Source organism: Lentzea sp. NPDC037011, assembly GCF_055607425.1.
In genome coordinates this window covers 214,598-232,411 of the sequence record NZ_JBVJRT010000012.1, presented here as the reverse complement: position 1 = coordinate 232,411, position 17,814 = coordinate 214,598, and the positions used below count along the sequence as shown (strand labels likewise).

Below are 17,814 nucleotides of genomic sequence, written 5' to 3'. Positions count from 1 at the left end.
ATGGACGACATCGCAGCGCCGGTGCGCATCGAACCCGTGCCGGAGCCGCCGTACGTCTACCACTACGTCCGGCCGCGGCCGAAGGTCGTCGTGAAGCGCGACCTGCTGCCGGGGCTGTCGGTGCTGCTGACGACGTCCGTCTTCGGCATGGTGGCCGCGTTCCTGTGGGCGTGGCTCGCCCCGCCGCAGACGAAGGTCGCCTCCCCGCAGGAGGGTGTCGGCTTCCAGCCGTTCGGGGTGGAGAGCTACCACCGGCTGGACGCGCTGATGGTGTTCGTCGTCATCGGTCTCGGCGCGGGCACCGTCACCGGCATCGCGGTCTGGATGCTGCGCCAGCGCCGCGGACCGGTCGTGATGTTCGCGATGACGCTGGGTTCGCTGGGCGCGGCGGCGCTGATGCAGTGGCAGGGCACCAAGACCGTGGAGGGCATGTACCCGCAGCCGGCCACCGCCCAGCCCTACGACGTCGTGCAGTTCGCGCCGCAGCTGGAGACGTGGTGGGGAGTTCTCGCGTGGCCGTTGGCGGCGGCGCTGACCTACGGCTGCTGCGCGGCCTGGAACGGCCTGGACGACCTGGGGCGGCGCCTCGGCTGAGGCGCCACCCTCCCCGGCTGCCTACCCGACGCGGTAGGCGAAGTCCGGCATGTCGGTCACGAACATCTGCCCCGGCGCGTGCGTGATCGCGAACGGCGGCCGCGACCGCATCAGCACCGCCTGCGGGGTCACGCCGCACGCCCAGAACACCGGCACGTCACCGGGTTCCGGCTCCACCGCGTCGCCGAAGTCGGGCGCGTGCACGTCCTCGATGCCGAGCATGCGCGGGTCGCCGGTGCCCACCGGGGCCCCGTGCACCGACGGCATCAGCGCGGTGACCTTGTGCGCGATGTCCACAAGGGACTCCGGCACCCACCGCATCGACACGACCATCGGCCCGTGCAGCCGTCCGGCCGGCCGGCACTGGAGGTCCGTGACGAACATGGCGACGTTGCGGCCCTGCTCGACGTGCCGCAGCGGCACGCCCGCGCTCTTCAGCGCCGTCTCGAACGTGAAGCTGCAGCCGATCAGGAACGTCACCAGGTCGGCGCGCCAGTGCCCGGTCGCGTTCTCCGGTTCCGCCACCAGCTCGCCGTGCTCCCAGACCCGGTAGCGCGGCACGTGGGTCCGCACGTCCGCGTCCGGCTTGAGCGAGCTGACCGTCTCGCCCGCGTCGAGGACGTCGAGCACGGGGCACGGCTTGGGGTTGCGGTGGGTGAAGAGGAGGAAGTCGTAGGCCCAGTCCCTGGGAACGGCGATCAGGTTGGCCTGCGCGAGTCCCGGTGCCTTGCCCGCCGTCGTCATCCCAGCTCCTCGTTCACCGTCTCGGGCAACCAGATGAGCGCCACGACCGCGATCCCGTAGGCGGCCGCTCCGAACAGCATCGCACCGCCGATGCCCAGCCGGTCGGCCATGAACCCGACGAGACCGGGGAACACCGCGCCGAACGCGCGCCCGAAGTTGTAGGTGAAGCCCTGGCCGGTGCCGCGCAGCCGCGTGGGGTAGAGCTCGGACAGGTAGCTGCCGAACCCGCTGAAGATCGCGCTCATGCAGAACCCGAGCGGGAAGCCCAGGAACATGACCAATGTGTTGGCACCGTTGGGGATCTGCGTGTAGGCCACGATCAGCAGCGCGCTGGCGACCGCGAAGAGCACGAAGGTCTTCTTGCGCCCCAGGCGGTCCGTGAGGTAGCCGCCGCACACGTACCCGATCCACGCGCCGGTGATGAGGAACGCGAGGTACCCGCCGGTGCCGATGACCGTGAGCCCGCGCCCGGTCTGCAGGAACGCCGGCAGCCACGTGGCGAGCGTGTAGTAACCGCCCTGCACACCGGTCGCGAGCAGCGCGGCGAACAGCGTGGTCTTGAGGATCGGCCCCCGGAAGATCTGCGGGAACGTACCGCGCGGCCGGGGCTGCGCCGCGACCTCGGGGGCGTCGTCGACGTTGCGCCGCACGTAGAAGACGAGGACCGCGGGCAGTGCGCCGGTCCAGAACATGACCCGCCACGACCAGCTCGGGTCCGCGAGCGAGCTGACCAGCGCGTTCACGACGACCGCGAGCCCCCAGCCGACCGCCCACGCGCTCTGGACGAACGCCACCGTGCGGCCGCGGTACTTCGGCTTGCAGTACTCGGCCACGAGGATCGCCCCGGCCGCCCACTCACCGCCGAACCCGAGGCCCTGCAACGCCCGGAACACCAGCAACGTCTCGTAGTTCGTCGCGAAGCCGCACAGCACGGTGAAGAACGCGTACGCCACCACCGTGATGACCAGCGTCTTCGCCCGCCCGAACCGGTCGGCCATCACCCCGGCCACCGCGCCGCCGACGGCGCTCATCAGCAACGTGCTGGTGCCCAGCAACCCGGCCTCGGCCTTGGTGAGGCCGAAGTAGCCGGTGATCGCGACCAGGCTCAGCGGCAGGACCCAGTAGTCGTAGGAGTCCAGCCCGTACCCGCCGAACGCACCGATGAAGGCGCGCTTGCCCTTCGCGCCGAGACTGCGGAACCAGGCAGCGCGCCCTGTCTCCTCGGTCGTGGTCGTGCTCATGGGACACCTCGCAGCGTGGTGGAGGAGTGGTGGGGTGTGATGTGGCCCTCACTGTAAGGATTGTTCAACAATCCCACAAGACCACAATCCAACGATCCCTCCGGCGCTCCCACCCTGCTTCTCCGGCATCTGCAAGTACCACCAACTCTTGATCAAACCGTCGCTGAGCACCTCCAACTGGTTCGGCGCGCGCCGAACCAGTTGGAGGTAGTTACGAGCCTGTTGATGTCGGGTTGGTGGTACTTGCAGATGCCGGGCGGTCAGTTCGGGTTCGGCACGTGGCCGAACTCGGTCAACGGCACCGGAACCGCCTTCAGCGCGCTGAAGATCCCGGTCTCCCGGTGCAGCATCCGGCGCACCAGCCGCAGCCGCCGCGCCGGCGACGTCTCCTCCAGCAGCCGCTGGCGGTCGTCGACCGGCAGCAGGCAGTCGGCGGCGAGCAGGTACGACAACGCGCCCAGCTCCACGTCCGCGGCCGGGGCCGACCAGTCCTCGCGGTGCCAGGCGGCGCCGCAGTAGCGCTCGTGGGCGGCGCGGGCCCCGCGTTCCAGGATCGGCACGACCTCCAGCGCCGCCTCGGGCACCGGGACGTCGTCGAGGTACTCGACGCTGCCGAGCAGGTACGGGGCGGTGGTGGTGTCGACGTCGAGCAGACGGAAGCGGCGCACCCCGCGCGTGACGATGTCGAAGCGGCCCTCCGGCAGCGGGCGGGCGTCGAGCAGGTCCGCCGAGCAGCCGATGTCCTGCAGGGAGCGGACGTTGTCGGCGCCGACCTCCCAGCCCTCCTTGATGCAGACCACGCCGAAGGTGCGGCCGAACAGGGTGCCGGTCATCAGGTCCACGACGAGCTGGCGGTAGCGCGGCTCGAAGATGTGCAACGGCAAAGACGCACCGGGCAACAGCACGGTGCCCAGGGGGAACAGGGGGAGCGTCTCAGCCACGCGTGCAACGTTACGGGGTGCCACCCCCGCCTGCTGGACGGCCGGATCCCGGCGGTCTCAGCACGGCGAACGGATCGGTGACTTTGATTCCCCTTGCGCTGAACCGGAACAGTGCGGCGGGGCGGCCGCCGGACGGTCCGGGCGGTGCGGTGCCGCCGGTCGGTTCGAGCAGCAGGCGGCGCGACAGCACGCGCTGCAGGTTCGTTGCGGAGACCCGGTAACCGAGTGCCGCGGAGTAGTGGTCGCGCAGCAGGGAGATGGTGAACTCCGGTGGCGCCAGCGCGAAGCCGAGGTTCGTGTACGACAGCTTCGAGGCGAGCCGGTGGCGGGCCCGGTGCACGATCGCGGAGTGGTCGAACGCCATGAGCGGCAGCGATTCCACGCAGTGCCACGCCGTGTCCGCCGGCACCTCCGGGTCGACGTCGGAGGGGACCAGGCCGAGGAACGCCGTCGCCACCACGCGGGGACCGGGAACGCGGCCGGGGGCGCTGAAGACGGCCAGCTGCTCCACGTGAGACAACTGTCGCGCGTCGACCTTCTCCGCGAGCTGGCGGCGGATCGACGACTCCACGTCCTCGTCCACCCGCAGGCCGCCACCCGGCAGCGACCAGCGGTGAGCGTGCGGCTCCCGCGCGCGTTCCCACAGCATGACCTGGAGTGACGCACCTCTCACCCGCAGCACGGCTGCCAGAACTTCGTGCCCCACACCTGCCACCCGGCTGATACTATCGGCCACGTTTTCGACCAATAGGCGAAAACCCCGGATCGAGGAGGCAGTGATGGTCGCTACCGCAACCGTGGAGCGAACCGCTTCGGGTGTGTACGGCGGAGTCGAGCCGAACGCCGCGTGGCGGGACGAGGTGCTGCGGCTCGCCGAGGAGCGGGACGCCGTCATCCTGGCGCACAACTACCAGCTGCCCGAGATCCAGGACATCGCCCACCACACCGGCGACTCGCTCGCGTTGTCCCGCATCGCCGCGCAGTCCGACGCGCAGACCATCATCTTCTGCGGCGTGCACTTCATGGCCGAGACCGCGAAGATCCTGTCGCCGGAGAAGACCGTGCTGATCCCGGACGAGCGCGCGGGCTGCTCGCTCGCCGACTCGATCACCGGTGCGCAGCTGCGCGAGTGGAAGGCGCAGCACCCCGGTGCCGTCGTGGTGTCCTATGTGAACACCACCGCCGAGGTGAAGGCGGAGACGGACATCTGCTGCACGTCGTCGAACGCCGTCGACGTGGTGCGCTCGATCCCCGCCGACCGCGAGGTGCTGTTCTGCCCGGACCAGTTCCTGGGCGCGCACGTCAAGCGCGAGACCGGTCGCGACAACCTGCACGTCTGGGCGGGCGAGTGCCACGTGCACGCCGGCATCAACGGCCCGGAGCTGGCCGAGCGCGCCGCCGCCAACCCGGACGCGGACCTGTTCATCCACCCGGAGTGCGGCTGCGCGACCAGTGCGCTGTACCTGAGCGGTGAGGGCATCGTCCCCGCGGAGAAGGTCAAGATCCTCTCGACCGGCGACATGATCACCGCCGCGCGCTCGACCAGCGCCCGCAAGGTGCTGGTCGCCACCGAGGTCGGCATGCTGCACCAGCTGCGCAAGGCCGCCCCGGAGATCGACTTCCGCGCGGTCAACGACCGTGCGTCCTGCACCTACATGAAGATGATTACCCCGGCCGCGCTGCTGCGGTGCGTGCGCGACGGCCTGGACGAGGTGCACGTGGACCTGGAGACCGCGAAGCGGGCCCAGGGCGCCGTGCAGCGCATGATCGAGATCGGCCAGCCCGGCGGCGGTGAGTGATGACCGCGCGCTGGGAGGCGCGGGCCGACCTGATCGTGGTCGGCACGGGCGTGGCGGGCCTGACCGCCGCGCTGCGGGCGCGTGAGCTGGGACTGCGCGTCCTGGTCGTCACCAAGGCGGCCGGCGACGACGGCAACACCCGGTGGGCGCAGGGCGGTGTCGCGGTCGTGCTGGAGGACCAGCACGACCCCGGTGACTCGGTCACCCGGCACATCGGCGACACGCTGACGGCCGGTGCCGGTCTGTGCGACGACGCCGCCGTGGCCGCGATCATCACGGACGGACCCGCGGCCGTGGCCCGGTTGCGGGAGCGCGGCGCGCTGTTCGACGCGCGGCCCGACGGTCTGCTCGAACGCACCCGCGAAGGCGGCCACAGCGCGTTCCGGGTCGTGCACGCCGGGGGCGACGCGACCGGTGCCGAGGTCGAACGCGCGTTGCTGAAGGCCACTGTGGACGGACGGGTTCCGTTGCTGGAGAACCACGTCGCCGTCGACGCGGTGAAGACGCCGCTCGGCGCGGTCGGCGGTCTGCTGGTGCTCGACGGCAACGGCGTGCCCGGTGTGCTGACCGCGCCCGCCGTGCTGCTCGCGACCGGTGGCCTCGGGCAGATGTACCAGGCGACCTCGAACCCTTCCGTGGCCACGGGCGACGGCCTCGCGCTGGCGCTGCGGGCCGGTGCGCTGGCCGCGGACGTGGAGTTCATCCAGTTCCACCCGACCGTGCTGTACACGGGCCGGGGCGCGCGTGGCCGGTGCCCGCTCGTCACCGAGGCCGTGCGCGGCGAGGGTGCCGTGCTGGTCGACGCGACGGGCGCGCGCGTGATGAAGGGCGTGCACCCGCTCGAAGACCTCGCCCCGCGCGACGTCGTGGCGGCGGCGATCACCCGGCACATGGCCGGTGGGCCCGGTGGCGTCGACGACCACGTGTTCCTGGACGCGACCTCGTTGCACGACATGGCTTCGCGCTTCCCGACCGTGCACGCGGCCTGCACCTCGGTCGGGATCGACCCGGCCGAGGACCCGATCCCCGTCGCCCCTGCGGCCCACTTCGCCTGCGGCGGCGTGGTCTCCACGGTCGACGGCCGCACCGGCGTGACCGGTCTGTACGCGGTCGGCGAGGTCGCCCGCACCGGTCTGCACGGCGCGAACCGGCTGGCGTCCAACAGCCTGCTCGAAGGCCTGGTGTGCGGCACCCGTGCCGCCGAGGCCGTGGCGTCGGACCTGGCCCTGAAGCTGATCGCCCCGGCACGCGCGGCCGAGCCTTCGCTGCCGACCGCTCCCGTGGCGGACCGCGACCTGCTGCAGCGCGTCATGTCGCGTTACGCCGCGATCGGCCGTGACGCGGAAGGCCTGGCCGTCGTCGGCTCGGCGCTCGACGTGTCCACCGTGGACAAGCAGCTGGAGTCGCGCGAGCTCGTCGAGGACGCGGCGCTGACCACGGCCGCCCGCGCGTTGATCGCGGCGGCCCAGGAACGCACCGAGTCGCGCGGCTGCCACGTGCGCACGGACTTCACCGAGCGGTCCGACGTGTGGCGGCGCAGCCAGCTCGTCCGGCTCACCCCGAGCGGCCAGCCCGTGCTGGCCGACCCCGTCCTGACCCACCCCGTGCTGGCGGAGGTTGTCGCATGACCACCGAGTTCGACTGGGACGACGCGAACCGGGTCATCCAGCTCGCGCTGGAGGAGGACCTCCGCTACGGCCTGGACGCCACGACGCTCGCGACCGTGCCGGAGAAGGCCGTCGCGACCGCGGAGATCACCCCGCGCGCGGCCGGCGTGCTGTGCGGCGTTCCCGTTGCGCGGGCGGCGTTCCAGCGCTACCTGCCCGAGGTCGAGGTGCTCTCCGAGGCCACCGACGGCGACAAGGCGGTGCCCGGCGAGCCCGCGCTGGTGCTGACCGGCCCGGCCCGCGGCCTGCTCACCGTGGAACGCACCGCGCTGAACCTGGTCTGCCACCTCTCCGGCATCGCGACGCAGACCGCGCGCTGGGTGGCGGCGGTCGAGGGCACCGGTGCCGCCATCCGCGACAGCCGCAAGACGTTGCCGGGCCTGCGGTTGCTGCAGAAGTACGCGGTCCGCTGCGGCGGCGGCGTGAACCACCGCATGGGCCTCGGCGACGCGGTCCTCATCAAGGACAACCACGTCGCCGCGGCCGGTTCGGTCGGCGCCGCCATCCGCGCGGCCCGCGAACACGCCCCCGACCTGCTGATGGAGGTGGAGGTCGACAGCCTCGCGCAGCTCGACGAGGCCATCGCCGAGGGCGCGGAACTGGTGCTGCTCGACAACTTCACCCCCGAGCAGTGCGCGCAGGCCGTGGCCCGCAGGCCCGCCGGGGTGAAGCTGGAGGCGTCCGGCGGCCTCACCCTCGACGTGGCCCGCCGCTACGCCGAGACCGGCGTCGACTACCTCGCCGTCGGCTGCCTCACGCACTCGTCCCCGTCACTCGACCTCGGCCTGGACCTGCGCTAACGGCCGGTACCGCCGCACGCCCACGTGCTGGACGCCGGGAAAGTTCTGCACCCGGCGCCAGTCCGCGGTCGGCGAGCCGACCCCGTTCCCCCTGGCGGAGAGGGCGTCGAGGTGGTCCTCCGCGCTGACCCACTCCGCGTAGTTGACGACCCGCTTGCCGTCCGCGCGGATGTGGAAGGCGGCGGAGATCCCGCCGGGGTGCGGGTCCGGGTCGCTGGCGAGGGCGGTGAACACCGAGTCGACCCACGCCCGTGCCGTGGCCTCGTCCTCGGTGTCGACGGTGACGAGCACGACGCAGCCGACCTCCCTGGTGGGGTCGTTCGGTCCGCCGGAGCGGTAGAGCGCGTAACCGTCGAGGTGGGTGCGGCCGCGGACGAACGCGGGCAGTTCGGGGAGGGTCATGTCCCTGATCCTGGGAGCTCGACCTAACCCGAGGTCAAGCGATCGGCTGGAAGCGGCAACCGCGCAGTTCCCGGATCAACGCGGTGGCGACGACCCAGCGAATGAGCGGATCACCACAGGCGAGCTGGACGATGACCGGTGTGTGCGCCGGAATGCCGAGACGCCCGGCGATCTCCGGTGGCGCCGCCGTTTCCTCGACAGCGAGGAGCTGCTGAGTCGCCGTCCTGCCCTGGGTCTCGGCCTCCGCGTTGAAGTTGCTCGTCCCGCTGCCGCGGTGAGCGCGCCAGTTCGAACCGGTCAGCACCATCTTCAGGTGTGGACGCGGACGGACGAAGATCCCACTGCCCTGCTCCGACGTCACCAGCCCCTCCGACCGGAGAAGGGCGATCGCCTTGCGGACCGTGGTGCGGGTGGTCTGGTGCCGCTCGGCCAGCTCGTTCTCCGAGGGCAGTTGTGCACCGGACTCCAACGCACCGCCGAGGATGTCGCGCCGAAGCGTCTCCGCGATGCGCCGGAACGGCGGCGTCGGGTTCATGCGGTGAACTCCCTCGTTCGCTTCCGGGCGGGGTAGTGACGGCTCACGGCTTGAACGACCAGCCACGCCACGTCTGCACCTCGACCACCACCACCGGGCCGGCCGGAACCCTTTCGCGGTACTGCGGGTACTTGTCGCACAACCACTCCAGCGGGTGATGCCGCTCCTCGGCGTCGATCACCACGCGCGCAACGCCGTCAGCCCGGACCCACCACAGCTGCGTCCAGTCCTCGTCGTACTCGTCCGCGAGCAGCGACACCCGCGGGTTCTCCCGGATGTTGCTCAGCCGTTTCAAGCTCAGCGTGCTCTTCGGCTTGTGGTCGACGGCGAACACGACCACGTCTTCGTGGACCGCGAAGGTCACGGGCACGAGGTGAGGAGCCGCCTGCGCGTCGGCTGTCGCCAAGCGTGCGACTCGCGCATCGGTGAACCGCTGCCGTGCCTGGTCGCGTGGGAGGGCCACGTGAGGAACTTAACGCAAGTGGCCCTCAAGGCTTCAGCCACGAACCGCCGGGGTTCGGCTCACCCCAGCCGCCGGTTGGCCAGCACGGGCAGGACCTCCCGCGCCTGCGCGACCGCCGCCACGTCCAGGTCGACCACCGCCACCTCCGGCCGGTCGGACAGCTGCGCCACGACGTTGCCGAACGGGTCCGCCACCGTCGAGTACCCGATGCCGGTCGGTGCGGACGAGCCCAGGTCGCCGGGGTAGGCCTGGCCGCACGCCACGACGAACGACGTGCAGTCCAACGCGCGCGCTCGCACCAGGAGCTCCCACTGCTCCTTCTTGCCGGGGCCTGCGCCCCACGACGCGCCCAGCAGCACCGCTGACGCGCCCTTGTCCGCCAGCGCGGTGAACAACGCGGGGAAGCGGACGTCGTAGCAGGTCGCCACGCCCAGGGTCACCCCGTCGAGCTCGAACGTCACCACGTCCGAGCCGGGCGCGACCGTGCGCGACTCCTGGAAGCCGAAGGCGTCGAACAGGTGGATCTTGTCGTAGCCCAGGTGCACGTCCGCGCCGGTCACCAGCGTGGTGTTGGCCACGCGGTCACCGGAGGGCGTGAACATGCCCGCCACCACCACGACGCCGTGCTCCACGGCGATCTCCCGCACCGCCGAGGCCCACGGGCCGTCCAGCGGTTCCGCGACCGGGCCCAGCGGCACGCCGAAGCGGCACATCGTCGCCTCGGGCAGCAGGACCACCCGCGCGCCGTCGGCCCTGCGCACCGCGTCGCGGACGAGCTCCAGGTTGGACCGGGGGTCGGTGGTGGAGCTGAGCTGACTCACGGCGATGCGCATGAGGACCACTGTAGGGTCGCGGACTGTGTCGCGTTACCCACTGCTCCTCGTCGTGCTGCTGGCCGTCGCGGGCTGCACCGAGACCGCCGCGCCCAACCCGGACGGTGGTGGCGTCGGCACGTCGATCGTGCTCGCCGACCGCGACGAACCGACGACGCTGAACCCGCTGCTCGGCTACGGCGCGCAGGGCGTGTCGAAGATCTACGACGGGCTGGTCGAGCACCGCCAGGACGGGTCGCTCTCCCCGCAGCTGGCCGCCGACCTGCCGCAGCCGGCGCCGGACGGCCTGAGCTGGACGGTGAAGCTGCGCGGGGACGTGAAGTTCACCGACGGCAGCACGTTCGGCGCCGAGGACGTGGTCGCCACCTACACCGCCGCGTTGCAGAGCCAGGTCAAGGACCGGTTCGCCACGCTGAAGGGCGTCGACCAGCTCGACCCGTCCACGGTGCGGTTCCAGCTGAACCAGCAGCACGCCGCGTTCCCGCACCTGCTCGTGCTCGGCGTCCTGCCGAGCGAGCAGGCGAACCCGAGCGGGCAGCCGGTCGGCACCGGCCCGTACAAGGTCGTCGACTGGAAGAAGGGCGACCGGCTGCTGCTGACGGCCAACGAGGACTACTTCGGCGGCGCGCCCAAGGTGAAGAAGCTGACCGTCGTGTTCGTCACCGACGACAACCAGCGCGCCCGCCGCATGCAGGACGGCGAGTTCGACGGCACCGTGCTGCCGCCCAAGCTCGCCGCCACCTTCCCCAACCGGTCCGGCCTCCAGGTCCGCTACCACCGCAGCGCCGACTACCGGGCCGTCGCGCTGCCCGCCGCGCACCCCGTCACCGGCAACGCCGCCATCCGCCTCGCGCTGAACTACGCGGTCAACCGGCAGGGCATGATCGACAGCCTCCTCGACGGCAAGGGCACCGTGGGCTTCACGCCGGTGCCGGACGCGCTGGCCGAGGACTTCGACCCGACGGTGAAGTTCCGCTACGACAAGGCGGAGGCCGCGCGCCAGCTCGACGCCGGCGGCTGGCTGCCGGGACCGGACGGCACCCGGGTCCGCGAGGGCGTCGCCGCCCGCTTCACCCTGATGTACCCGCTGGGCGACGACCTGCGCGCCGACCTCGCCACCGCGTTCGCCGCCGACGCGAAGGCCGTGGGCGTGGACGTGCAGCTCGCCGGCCTGTCGTGGGAGGCGATCCGCCCGCGCGTCGGCCAGGACGCGCTGCTGTCCGGCGAGGGCTCGCCGTTCGACCCCGACCTGATGCTGCACGGACTGCGCGGCCAGGGCAGCCCGGCTGCGGACGTGGCGCTGGAGAACGGCCGCAAGCTGGTCGACCCGGCCCAGCGCGCCGTGGCCTACAAGCTCTTCCAGCAGGCCTACGCGGCCGTGCCGACGATGGCGGTGCTGGTGTTCCCCGAGCACGCCTACGTGCTGCGCGACTCGTGGACCGGCTACCAGCCCGTCGTCGACCCGAACTCCTACGGCGCCCTGTCCTGGGGTCCCTGGTGGAACCTGGAGCGCTGGGAACCTAGGTGAGCCGGGCGTTGATCTCGCGGACGGCCCGCTCCGGGTCGTCCGCCCAGAACTCGACCCGCTCCACCTGCTTCGCCCCGGTCTTGCCGAGGTCGACCAGCTGCGGCCCGCGGAACGGCACCGACACGTTCGTCCTGGTCAGCGAATGGATGACGACGGCGTCACCGACCACCTCGACGGTGCGCTGACCCTTGTGGCCGCGCTCGGCGACCTCCGCGGTCGCCAGGTCCTCCGTCGGGATGCGCCAGTCGAAGAACCCCAGCTGCCGCAGCCGCAGCTCGTCGTCCGTCACCGCGTGCGGCTGCTTGTGCAGCACGTAGAGCGCGCCCACGCACACCACCACGTTCAGCCCGCCGACCAGCAGCAGCACGACCTGCAGCCACCACACATCGAGTGCGAACGCGACGAGCGCCATGCCGACCGCCGTGATGATCAGGAACCGCCAGTACCGCGGCCGCATGCGCTTGCCGTAGGGGATCTCCACCATGGACCGGAGCCTATTTCCGCAGCGCACGCACCGCGGCCCCGGGGTTGCCCGCCCGTGGCAGAGTAGGGCCGTGAGCGACCTGATCTTCCTGGACAGCGCCGGTTCCTCGATCCCGCCCGCCGAGGTGGTCGACGAGGTGGTCGGCCACCTGCGCCGCGAGACCGAGATCGGCGGCTACCGGGCCGCCGCGGAACGCGCCGACGACCTCGAGGCGGGCTACGGGGTGCTGGCAGAGCTCTTCGGCGTGCGGCCGTCGGAGGTCGCGTTCACCGACAGCGCCACCCGCTCGTGGCTCACCGCGTTCGACGCCGTCCCGCTGGCCGCCGGCGACCGCGTGCTGGTCACCGAGGTCGAGTACGGCGGCAACGCGGTGCCGATGCTGCGCCGCGCGGAGGAGACGGGCGCGACGATCGAGGTCGTGCCGTCGGACCGGCACGGGCAGGTCGACGTCGACGCGCTCGACCTCGACGACCGGGTCAAGCTGATCTCACTGGTGCACGTGCCCACCAACGGCGGCCTGGTCAACCCGGTGAACGAGGTCACGGCGAAGGCCCGCGAGGTCGGCGCGCTGGTCCTGCTCGACGCCTGCCAGTCGACCGGCCAGCTCGACCTGCGCGGTCTCGACTACGACCTGCTCGTCTGCACCGGCCGCAAGTGGCTGCGCGGGCCGCGGGGCACGGGCGCGCTGGTGGTGAAGGACGACGTGCGGCCCAGGCTGCGCCCCCGGCTGTTCGACCACAGCGGCGCCGAGTGGGCGGCCGCCGACCGCTACGAGCCGCGTGACGACGCCCGGTGGTTCGAGCTGTGGGAGTACAACGTCGCCGACCGGCTCGGGCTCATCGCCGCCGCGAAGTACGCGCTGGCCAAGGGCCTCGACGTCATCGAGGCCGAGGTCACCGCCCGTGCCAAGCGCTTGCGCGAGGGGCTGGCGCGCATCCCCGGCATCACCGTCCACGACCTGGGCGAACGGCACTCGGGCATCGTCACGTTCACGTCCGAGCGGGTCCCGCCGACGGAGCTCAAGGACCGGCTGTGGGACCGGGAGGTCGCCGTCACGGTGTCGCAGGCCGCGGCCACCCGGATCGACATGACCCGCCGCGGCCTGGACGAAGTAGTGCGGGCCTCCCCGCACTACTTCGTCACCGACCAGGAGGTCGATCAGGCGCTGGAACGGGTCAGCACGTCTGCCCGATGACCCGCTTCACGCAGTCCGAGTAGCTCAGCAGCAGGTCGACGGCGCGGTCGTTGCGCGCGGTCTGCGTCGCGATGGCCGTGTCGCGCGGGTAGAAGCCGTTGAGGCCGCTGCCGCTCGCCGGGTACATCTCGAAGGTGTAGGCCCAGATCTTGTGCTGGCCCCACATCCAGTCGTCGCTGCTGCCGTCGGTGATGTACAGGTCGCTCGCCTGCTCCGGCGTGTAGCCGTTGGTGGCGGCCATCTGCCGGCCCAGCGTCTGGAACGCGCGCGCCTCGTCCGCGTTCAGGCCCGTGTCGGTGTCCGAGCGGGTGTAGCCGTACGGCCACAGCACGAGCTCCGAGTACGAGTGGAAGTCGATGAACGTCTTGATCTGCTGGGCGCCACCGACCACGCGCGAGTTCACGAAGTTGCGGATGACCGAGGTCTCCGGCGCCGAGAACGCCGCGGTGCCGCGGTAGGTGTCCGACGTGCTGCTGCCGCTGGAACCACCGCAGCAGCCCCACTTGTAACCCCAGTTGCGGTTGAGGTCGGTGCCGTTGCCCTGGCGGTTCTTGCGCCAGCCGCGGAACGAGCCGGTCTCGATGTCGTACTCGGCGCCGTCCGGGTTCATCATCGGGACGAGCCAGACCTCGCGGTTGTCGACCAGGTTCTTCACCGCGGGGGTGGCGTAGTTGTCGGTGAAGCGCTTGATGATCTGCAGGCACTGCTCGACGGTCAGGTGCTCGCGGGCGTGCTGGCCGCAGACGAACAGCACCTCCGGCTCGTTCTCGTCGGTCGCGACGTTGTCGCTGACCTTCAGCGCGTAGATGTCGCGGTTCTGGTAGCTCTTGCCGATGCTGCGCAGGCTCGCCAGCGTCGGGTGGTCGCGCACCGTCTGCTGCAGCTCCGCGGTCATCTCCGCGTAGTTGTGGTAGCCGGCGTAACCGGACGGGAAGTCCTGCGCGCCGACCTGACCGGGGACCGGGTCGGTGAAGTCGGCCTTGCCGAGCTTCTTCAGCTCCTGCTCGAAGTCACCGACGTACTTCAGGGGCAGCCCGGTCGCCTGCAGGGCGCGGTACTGGGCCTTGTCGGCGACGACCTGGACGGTGGTGAGCTTCGTCGCGCCGAGCACGTCGACACCGGTCTGGGCGACCTGCGTGCGTTCGGCGGACGTGTTCGCCTCGACCTCCAGCAGGTAGCGGCCGGAGTCGGCGGTGCTGGGCACCGCCATGCCCGCTACCAGCACGGGCAGGCACAGGGCGAGCACTGCGGCGATCTTGCCGCGGCGCTTGGTGGACATCTTTCCTCCATCATCAGCAGGGGTTTGCGACGGAGTGGTGCTCGACCGAGCGTGGCGGCCCCGTCACGGGCTGAGGTAGCGCCGATAGCGGGGTGACCGTTGACAGATTTCGGCAGGAACTAGGCTGTGGGGCATGCTGAACCGCATCGACCTGCGAGGTCGCACCACGACCCCCGCTCAGTTGCGCGCCATCGTGCCGCGCGCCGAGGTGGACGTGGACGCGGTGCTGCATCACGTGCGGCCGATGGTGGACGCGGTCGCCGCCCGCGGCGTCGAGGCGGCGCTGGAGTACACGGAGAAGTTCGACGGCGTCCGCCCGGCGTCCGTCCGCGTTCCCGCCTCCGAGCTCCCGGCCGCTCTGTCCTCACTGGACCCCGCCGTGCGCGCGGCACTGGAAGAGGTCATCGCACGCACCCGGCGCGTGCACGCCGACCAGCAGCGCGTCGGCACGACGACCCAGGTGGTCCCCGGCGGCACCGTCACGGAGAAGTGGGTGCCGGTCGCGCGCGTCGGCCTCTACGCGCCCGGCGGCCTCGCCGTCTACCCGTCGACGGTCGTCATGAACGTCGTGCCCGCCCAGATCGCCGGCGTCGAGTCGCTGGTCGTGGCCTCACCGCCGCAGGCGGAGTTCGGTGGCCTGCCGCACCCGACGATCCTGGCCGCCGCCGCGTTGCTCGGCGTCGACGAGGTGTGGGCCGTGGGCGGCGCCCAGGCCATGGCCCTGCTGGCGCACGGCGGCGTGGACACCGACGGCGCCGAGCTGGCGCCGGTCGACGTCATCACCGGACCCGGCAACATCTACACGACGGCGGCGAAGCGGTTGCTGCGCGGCCTGATCGGCATCGACTCCGAGGCCGGGCCCACGGAGATCGCGATCCTCGCCGACTCCTCCGCCGACCCGGTGCACGTGGCCGCAGACCTGATCAGCCAGGCCGAGCACGACCCGCTCGCCGCCTCGGTGCTGGTCACCGACTCCGACGAGCTCGCCGACGCGGTGGACGCCGAGCTGGAGCGCCAGGTCGGCGCCACCAAGCACGTCGACCGGATCCGCACGGCGCTGTCCGGCCCGCAGTCCGGCATCGTGCTCGTGTCCTCGGTGGACGAGGGCGTGCGGGTGGTCGACGCCTACGCCGCGGAGCACCTGGAGGTCCAGACGCGCGACGCCCGCGCCGTGGCGGACCGGGTCCGCTCGGCGGGCGCGATCTTCGTCGGTCCGTACGCGCCGGTGTCGCTGGGCGACTACTGCGCCGGCTCGAACCACGTGCTGCCCACCGGTGGCTGCGCGCGGCACTCGTCGGGGCTCTCCGTGCAGACGTTCCTGCGCGGCATCCACGTGGTCGACTACTCCGAGGAAGCCCTGCGCGAGGTGGCGGACAAGGTCGTCGCGCTGGCCAACGCGGAGGACCTGCCCGCGCACGGTCAGGCCGTGACGGCGAGGTTCCCCCGATGAAGCCGGTGGTCGGCGCGCGGGTCGAGCTCTCCGACCTGCCGCTGCGCGAGGACCTGCGCGGCCGCACGCCGTACGGCGCACCGCAGCTCGACGTGCCGTACCGCCTCAACACCAACGAGAACCCGTACGCGCCGACGGACGCGCTGGCCGCCGACGTCGTCGCGGCGGTCGCGGAGATCGCCGGGGAGCTGCACCGCTACCCGGACCGCGACGCGGTGGCGTTGCGCGAGGACCTGGCCGCCTACCTGACGGAGGCGACCTCGGTCACCCTCACGTCGGAGAACGTCTGGGCCGCCAACGGGTCCAACGAGATCCTCCAGCAGGTGCTGCAGGCGTTCGGCGGGCCTGGCCGGGTGGCGCTCGGGTTCGAGCCGTCGTACTCGATGCACCCGATCATCGCCGCCGGCACCCGCACCGAGTGGTCACCGACGCCGCGCCGCCCCGACTTCTCGCTGGACGTGGAGAAGGCGGCGGCGATCATCGCCGAGACCCGCCCGGACGTCGTCTTCGTGACGTCGCCGAACAACCCGACCGGCCAGTCGATCCCGCTGGAGGACCTGCGGCTGCTGATCGCGTCCACCACCGGCGTGATCGTCGTCGACGAGGCGTACGCGGAGTTCTCGCCGCAGCGCAGCGCGATCGAGCTGCTCGACGAGTACGGCGCGCGGCTGATCGTCTCGCGGACCATGTCGAAGGCCTTCGCGTTCGCCGGCGGCCGGCTCGGCTACCTGGCCGCGGCCCCGGCCGTGGTCGACGCGTTGCAGCTGGTGCGCCTGCCCTACCACCTCTCGCAGCTCACGCAGGCGGCCGCGCGTGCCTCCCTGCGGCACGCCGCGGAGACGCTGGGTTCGGTGGCGCTGCTGGCCGCCGAACGCGACCGCGTGATGGCCGAGCTGAGCGCCCTGGGTTTCCAGGTCGTGCCCTCGGACGCGAACTTCGTGCTGTTCGGCTGGTTCGAGGACGCGCGGTCGACGTGGAGGTCCTACCTGGACCACGGCGTGCTGATCAGGGACGTCGGAATCGCGGGTCACCTGCGGGTGACCATCGGAACGCCCGAGGAGAACGACGCTTTCCTCGCGGCCAGCAAGGAGGTCAGCCGGTGAGTCGCGTGGGCAAGGTGGAGCGCACGACCAGGGAGTCGTCGGTCCTCGTGGAGATCGACCTGGACGGCACCGGCCAGGTGGAGATCAGCACCGGCGTGCCGTTCTACGACCACATGCTCACCGCGTTCGGTGTGCACGGCTGCTTCGACCTGGTCGTGCGCGCCACGGGCGACACGCACATCGACGCGCACCACTCGGTCGAGGACATCGCGATCGTGCTCGGCCAGGCGCTGCGGGAGGCGTTGGGGGACAAGAAGGGCATCCGCCGCTTCGGCGACTGCTGGATCCCCATGGACGAGACCCTCGCGCACGCGGCGGTCGACGTCTCCGGCCGCCCGTACACCGTGCACCGCGGCGAGCCGGAGCAGTTCAACAGCTTCGTGATCGGCGGCAACTACCCGTTCGTGCTGAACCGGCACGTGTTCGAGTCGCTGGCGTTCCACGCGCAGATCGCCCTGCACGTGCGCGTGGAGTACGGCCGCGACCCGCACCACATCGCCGAGGCCGAGTACAAGGCGATCGCGCGTGCCCTGCGCGCGGCCGTGGAGCCCGACCCGCGCGTCGGCGGCGTTCCGTCGACCAAGGGCGTGCTCTGATGCCCAAGGAGGTCGTCGTCATCGGCCTGCTGGCGTTGGCGGGCTTCCTGGGTGGCGGGGTGTACTCGACGTGGAAGACCGCGAGGGGCGCGGCGGTCGTCCTGCTGGCGCTGGCGGTGATCGCCGTCGGCGGCGCGGTGCTCTGGCTGATCTAGGTCCG

20 protein-coding genes are annotated in these 17,814 nt (G+C 71.5%); 10 read left to right on the top strand and 10 right to left on the bottom strand.

Annotated features, from left to right (window positions below; translation table 11 throughout):
* Entirely contained in the window at window positions 1-594 is a 594-nt protein-coding gene (locus ACZ7CH_RS33030; protein WP_360390441.1) for a DUF2567 domain-containing protein, read from the top strand.
* Window positions 595-615: 21 nt separating this feature from the next.
* Here the strand turns inward: ACZ7CH_RS33030 and ACZ7CH_RS33025 are convergent, their stop codons facing one another.
* The 4 genes from ACZ7CH_RS33025 to ACZ7CH_RS33010 all read right to left on the bottom strand — a co-directional run bounded on the left by ACZ7CH_RS33025 (window position 616) and on the right by ACZ7CH_RS33010 (window position 4,226).
* A complete protein-coding gene (locus ACZ7CH_RS33025; RefSeq protein WP_360390439.1) occupies window positions 616-1,338 on the bottom strand; it encodes a putative hydro-lyase in 723 nt (240 codons plus the stop codon).
* A complete protein-coding gene (locus tag ACZ7CH_RS33020) occupies window positions 1,335-2,579 on the bottom strand; it encodes an MFS transporter (protein WP_470370685.1) in 1,245 nt (414 codons plus the stop codon). Before ACZ7CH_RS33020 ends, ACZ7CH_RS33025 begins: the two co-directional genes overlap by 4 nt.
* A 260-nt stretch (window positions 2,580-2,839) precedes the next feature.
* A complete protein-coding gene (locus ACZ7CH_RS33015; RefSeq protein WP_360390433.1) occupies window positions 2,840-3,520 on the bottom strand; it encodes an LON peptidase substrate-binding domain-containing protein in 681 nt (226 codons plus the stop codon).
* 10 nt (window positions 3,521-3,530) lie between these two features.
* Window positions 3,531-4,226, bottom strand: a complete 696-nt coding sequence (locus tag ACZ7CH_RS33010; RefSeq protein WP_458430746.1) for an NUDIX hydrolase — start codon at window positions 4,224-4,226, stop codon at window positions 3,531-3,533.
* Between the two features lie 73 nt (window positions 4,227-4,299).
* On the opposite strand from ACZ7CH_RS33010, the gene nadA reads away from it, so the two are divergent.
* The 3 genes from nadA to nadC are packed head-to-tail and all read left to right on the top strand — an operon-like array spanning window position 4,300 to window position 7,786.
* The gene (gene nadA, locus ACZ7CH_RS33005) at window positions 4,300-5,319 is read left to right on the top strand and encodes a quinolinate synthase NadA (protein ID WP_470375736.1); all 1,020 of its coding nucleotides are present in this window, start codon (window positions 4,300-4,302) and stop codon (window positions 5,317-5,319) included.
* The gene (locus tag ACZ7CH_RS33000; protein WP_470375735.1) at window positions 5,319-6,947 is read left to right on the top strand and encodes an L-aspartate oxidase; all 1,629 of its coding nucleotides are present in this window, start codon (window positions 5,319-5,321) and stop codon (window positions 6,945-6,947) included. The genes nadA and ACZ7CH_RS33000 overlap by 1 nt, the downstream gene beginning before the upstream one ends.
* Window positions 6,944-7,786 (top strand): carboxylating nicotinate-nucleotide diphosphorylase, encoded by an 843-nt coding sequence (gene nadC, locus ACZ7CH_RS32995; RefSeq protein WP_470375734.1) that lies wholly within the window; start codon window positions 6,944-6,946, stop codon window positions 7,784-7,786. Before ACZ7CH_RS33000 ends, nadC begins: the two co-directional genes overlap by 4 nt.
* On the opposite strand, the gene ACZ7CH_RS32990 is transcribed toward nadC, so the two are convergent.
* From ACZ7CH_RS32990 to ACZ7CH_RS32975, 4 genes are read right to left on the bottom strand one after another with little or no spacing between them, the layout of a single operon-like run.
* Window positions 7,757-8,188: a hypothetical protein gene (locus ACZ7CH_RS32990; RefSeq protein ID WP_470375733.1), complete on the bottom strand. Its 432-nt coding sequence runs from the start codon at window positions 8,186-8,188 to the stop codon at window positions 7,757-7,759. The genes nadC and ACZ7CH_RS32990 overlap by 30 nt on opposite strands.
* Before the next feature lie 34 nt (window positions 8,189-8,222).
* Window positions 8,223-8,723 (bottom strand): GntR family transcriptional regulator, encoded by a 501-nt coding sequence (locus ACZ7CH_RS32985; protein WP_470375732.1) that lies wholly within the window; start codon window positions 8,721-8,723, stop codon window positions 8,223-8,225.
* A 43-nt stretch (window positions 8,724-8,766) separates the two neighbouring features.
* Window positions 8,767-9,186, bottom strand: coding sequence for a TIGR03668 family PPOX class F420-dependent oxidoreductase (locus tag ACZ7CH_RS32980; RefSeq protein WP_470375731.1), 420 nt, complete (start codon window positions 9,184-9,186; stop codon window positions 8,767-8,769).
* Window positions 9,187-9,245: 59 nt separating this feature from the next.
* Window positions 9,246-10,019, bottom strand: a complete 774-nt coding sequence (locus ACZ7CH_RS32975) for a carbon-nitrogen hydrolase family protein (protein ID WP_360390418.1) — start codon at window positions 10,017-10,019, stop codon at window positions 9,246-9,248.
* Between the two features lie 25 nt (window positions 10,020-10,044).
* Here ACZ7CH_RS32975 and ACZ7CH_RS32970 point away from each other — a divergent pair, with 25 nt between their 5' ends.
* A complete protein-coding gene (locus tag ACZ7CH_RS32970) occupies window positions 10,045-11,547 on the top strand; it encodes an ABC transporter substrate-binding protein (RefSeq protein ID WP_470375730.1) in 1,503 nt (500 codons plus the stop codon).
* Here ACZ7CH_RS32970 and ACZ7CH_RS32965 read toward each other — a convergent pair.
* A complete protein-coding gene (locus ACZ7CH_RS32965; RefSeq protein ID WP_360390413.1) occupies window positions 11,540-12,031 on the bottom strand; it encodes a hypothetical protein in 492 nt (163 codons plus the stop codon). The two genes, ACZ7CH_RS32970 and ACZ7CH_RS32965, sit on opposite strands and share 8 nt — an antisense overlap.
* A 70-nt stretch (window positions 12,032-12,101) precedes the next feature.
* Here ACZ7CH_RS32965 and ACZ7CH_RS32960 point away from each other — a divergent pair, with 70 nt between their 5' ends.
* A complete protein-coding gene (locus ACZ7CH_RS32960) occupies window positions 12,102-13,226 on the top strand; it encodes an aminotransferase class V-fold PLP-dependent enzyme (RefSeq protein ID WP_360390410.1) in 1,125 nt (374 codons plus the stop codon).
* Here ACZ7CH_RS32960 and ACZ7CH_RS32955 read toward each other — a convergent pair.
* Window positions 13,207-14,505, bottom strand: coding sequence for a M14 family metallopeptidase (locus tag ACZ7CH_RS32955; RefSeq protein WP_470375729.1), 1,299 nt, complete (start codon window positions 14,503-14,505; stop codon window positions 13,207-13,209). The genes ACZ7CH_RS32960 and ACZ7CH_RS32955 overlap by 20 nt on opposite strands.
* 133 nt (window positions 14,506-14,638) lie before the next feature.
* Between ACZ7CH_RS32955 and hisD the strand changes: the two genes are divergently transcribed.
* The 4 genes from hisD to ACZ7CH_RS32935 are packed head-to-tail and all read left to right on the top strand — an operon-like array spanning window position 14,639 to window position 17,809.
* A complete protein-coding gene (gene hisD, locus ACZ7CH_RS32950) occupies window positions 14,639-15,955 on the top strand; it encodes a histidinol dehydrogenase (protein WP_360390405.1) in 1,317 nt (438 codons plus the stop codon).
* A complete protein-coding gene (locus ACZ7CH_RS32945; protein ID WP_470375728.1) occupies window positions 15,952-17,058 on the top strand; it encodes a histidinol-phosphate transaminase in 1,107 nt (368 codons plus the stop codon). The genes hisD and ACZ7CH_RS32945 overlap by 4 nt, the downstream gene beginning before the upstream one ends.
* Window positions 17,055-17,654 carry an imidazoleglycerol-phosphate dehydratase HisB gene (gene hisB, locus ACZ7CH_RS32940; RefSeq protein WP_360390400.1) on the top strand — a complete coding sequence of 200 codons (600 nt, stop codon included), beginning with the start codon at window positions 17,055-17,057 and terminating at the stop codon, window positions 17,652-17,654. The genes ACZ7CH_RS32945 and hisB overlap by 4 nt, the downstream gene beginning before the upstream one ends.
* Window positions 17,654-17,809, top strand: coding sequence for a hypothetical protein (locus ACZ7CH_RS32935; protein ID WP_470375727.1), 156 nt, complete (start codon window positions 17,654-17,656; stop codon window positions 17,807-17,809). The genes hisB and ACZ7CH_RS32935 overlap by 1 nt, the downstream gene beginning before the upstream one ends.
* The last annotated feature ends 5 nt before the right edge of the window (window positions 17,810-17,814 follow it).

Bases quoted from the DNA above. Each gene is read 5' to 3' on its own strand.
- ACZ7CH_RS33030 (WP_360390441.1), top strand. From the start codon at position 1: ATGGACGACATCGCAGCGCCGGTGCGCATCGAACCCGTGCCGGAGCCG.
- ACZ7CH_RS33025 (WP_360390439.1), bottom strand. From the start codon at position 1,338: ATGACGACGGCGGGCAAGGCACCGGGACTCGCGCAGGCCAACCTGATC.
- ACZ7CH_RS33020 (WP_470370685.1), bottom strand. From the start codon at position 2,579: ATGAGCACGACCACGACCGAGGAGACAGGGCGCGCTGCCTGGTTCCGC.
- nadA (WP_470375736.1), top strand. From the start codon at position 4,300: ATGGTCGCTACCGCAACCGTGGAGCGAACCGCTTCGGGTGTGTACGGC.
- ACZ7CH_RS33000 (WP_470375735.1), top strand. From the start codon at position 5,319: ATGACCGCGCGCTGGGAGGCGCGGGCCGACCTGATCGTGGTCGGCACG.
- nadC (WP_470375734.1), top strand. From the start codon at position 6,944: ATGACCACCGAGTTCGACTGGGACGACGCGAACCGGGTCATCCAGCTC.
- ACZ7CH_RS32990 (WP_470375733.1), bottom strand. From the start codon at position 8,188: ATGACCCTCCCCGAACTGCCCGCGTTCGTCCGCGGCCGCACCCACCTC.
- ACZ7CH_RS32985 (WP_470375732.1), bottom strand. From the start codon at position 8,723: ATGAACCCGACGCCGCCGTTCCGGCGCATCGCGGAGACGCTTCGGCGC.
- ACZ7CH_RS32975 (WP_360390418.1), bottom strand. From the start codon at position 10,019: ATGCGCATCGCCGTGAGTCAGCTCAGCTCCACCACCGACCCCCGGTCC.
- ACZ7CH_RS32965 (WP_360390413.1), bottom strand. From the start codon at position 12,031: ATGGTGGAGATCCCCTACGGCAAGCGCATGCGGCCGCGGTACTGGCGG.
- ACZ7CH_RS32955 (WP_470375729.1), bottom strand. From the start codon at position 14,505: ATGTCCACCAAGCGCCGCGGCAAGATCGCCGCAGTGCTCGCCCTGTGC.
- hisD (WP_360390405.1), top strand. From the start codon at position 14,639: ATGCTGAACCGCATCGACCTGCGAGGTCGCACCACGACCCCCGCTCAG.
- ACZ7CH_RS32945 (WP_470375728.1), top strand. From the start codon at position 15,952: ATGAAGCCGGTGGTCGGCGCGCGGGTCGAGCTCTCCGACCTGCCGCTG.
- ACZ7CH_RS32935 (WP_470375727.1), top strand. From the start codon at position 17,654: ATGCCCAAGGAGGTCGTCGTCATCGGCCTGCTGGCGTTGGCGGGCTTC.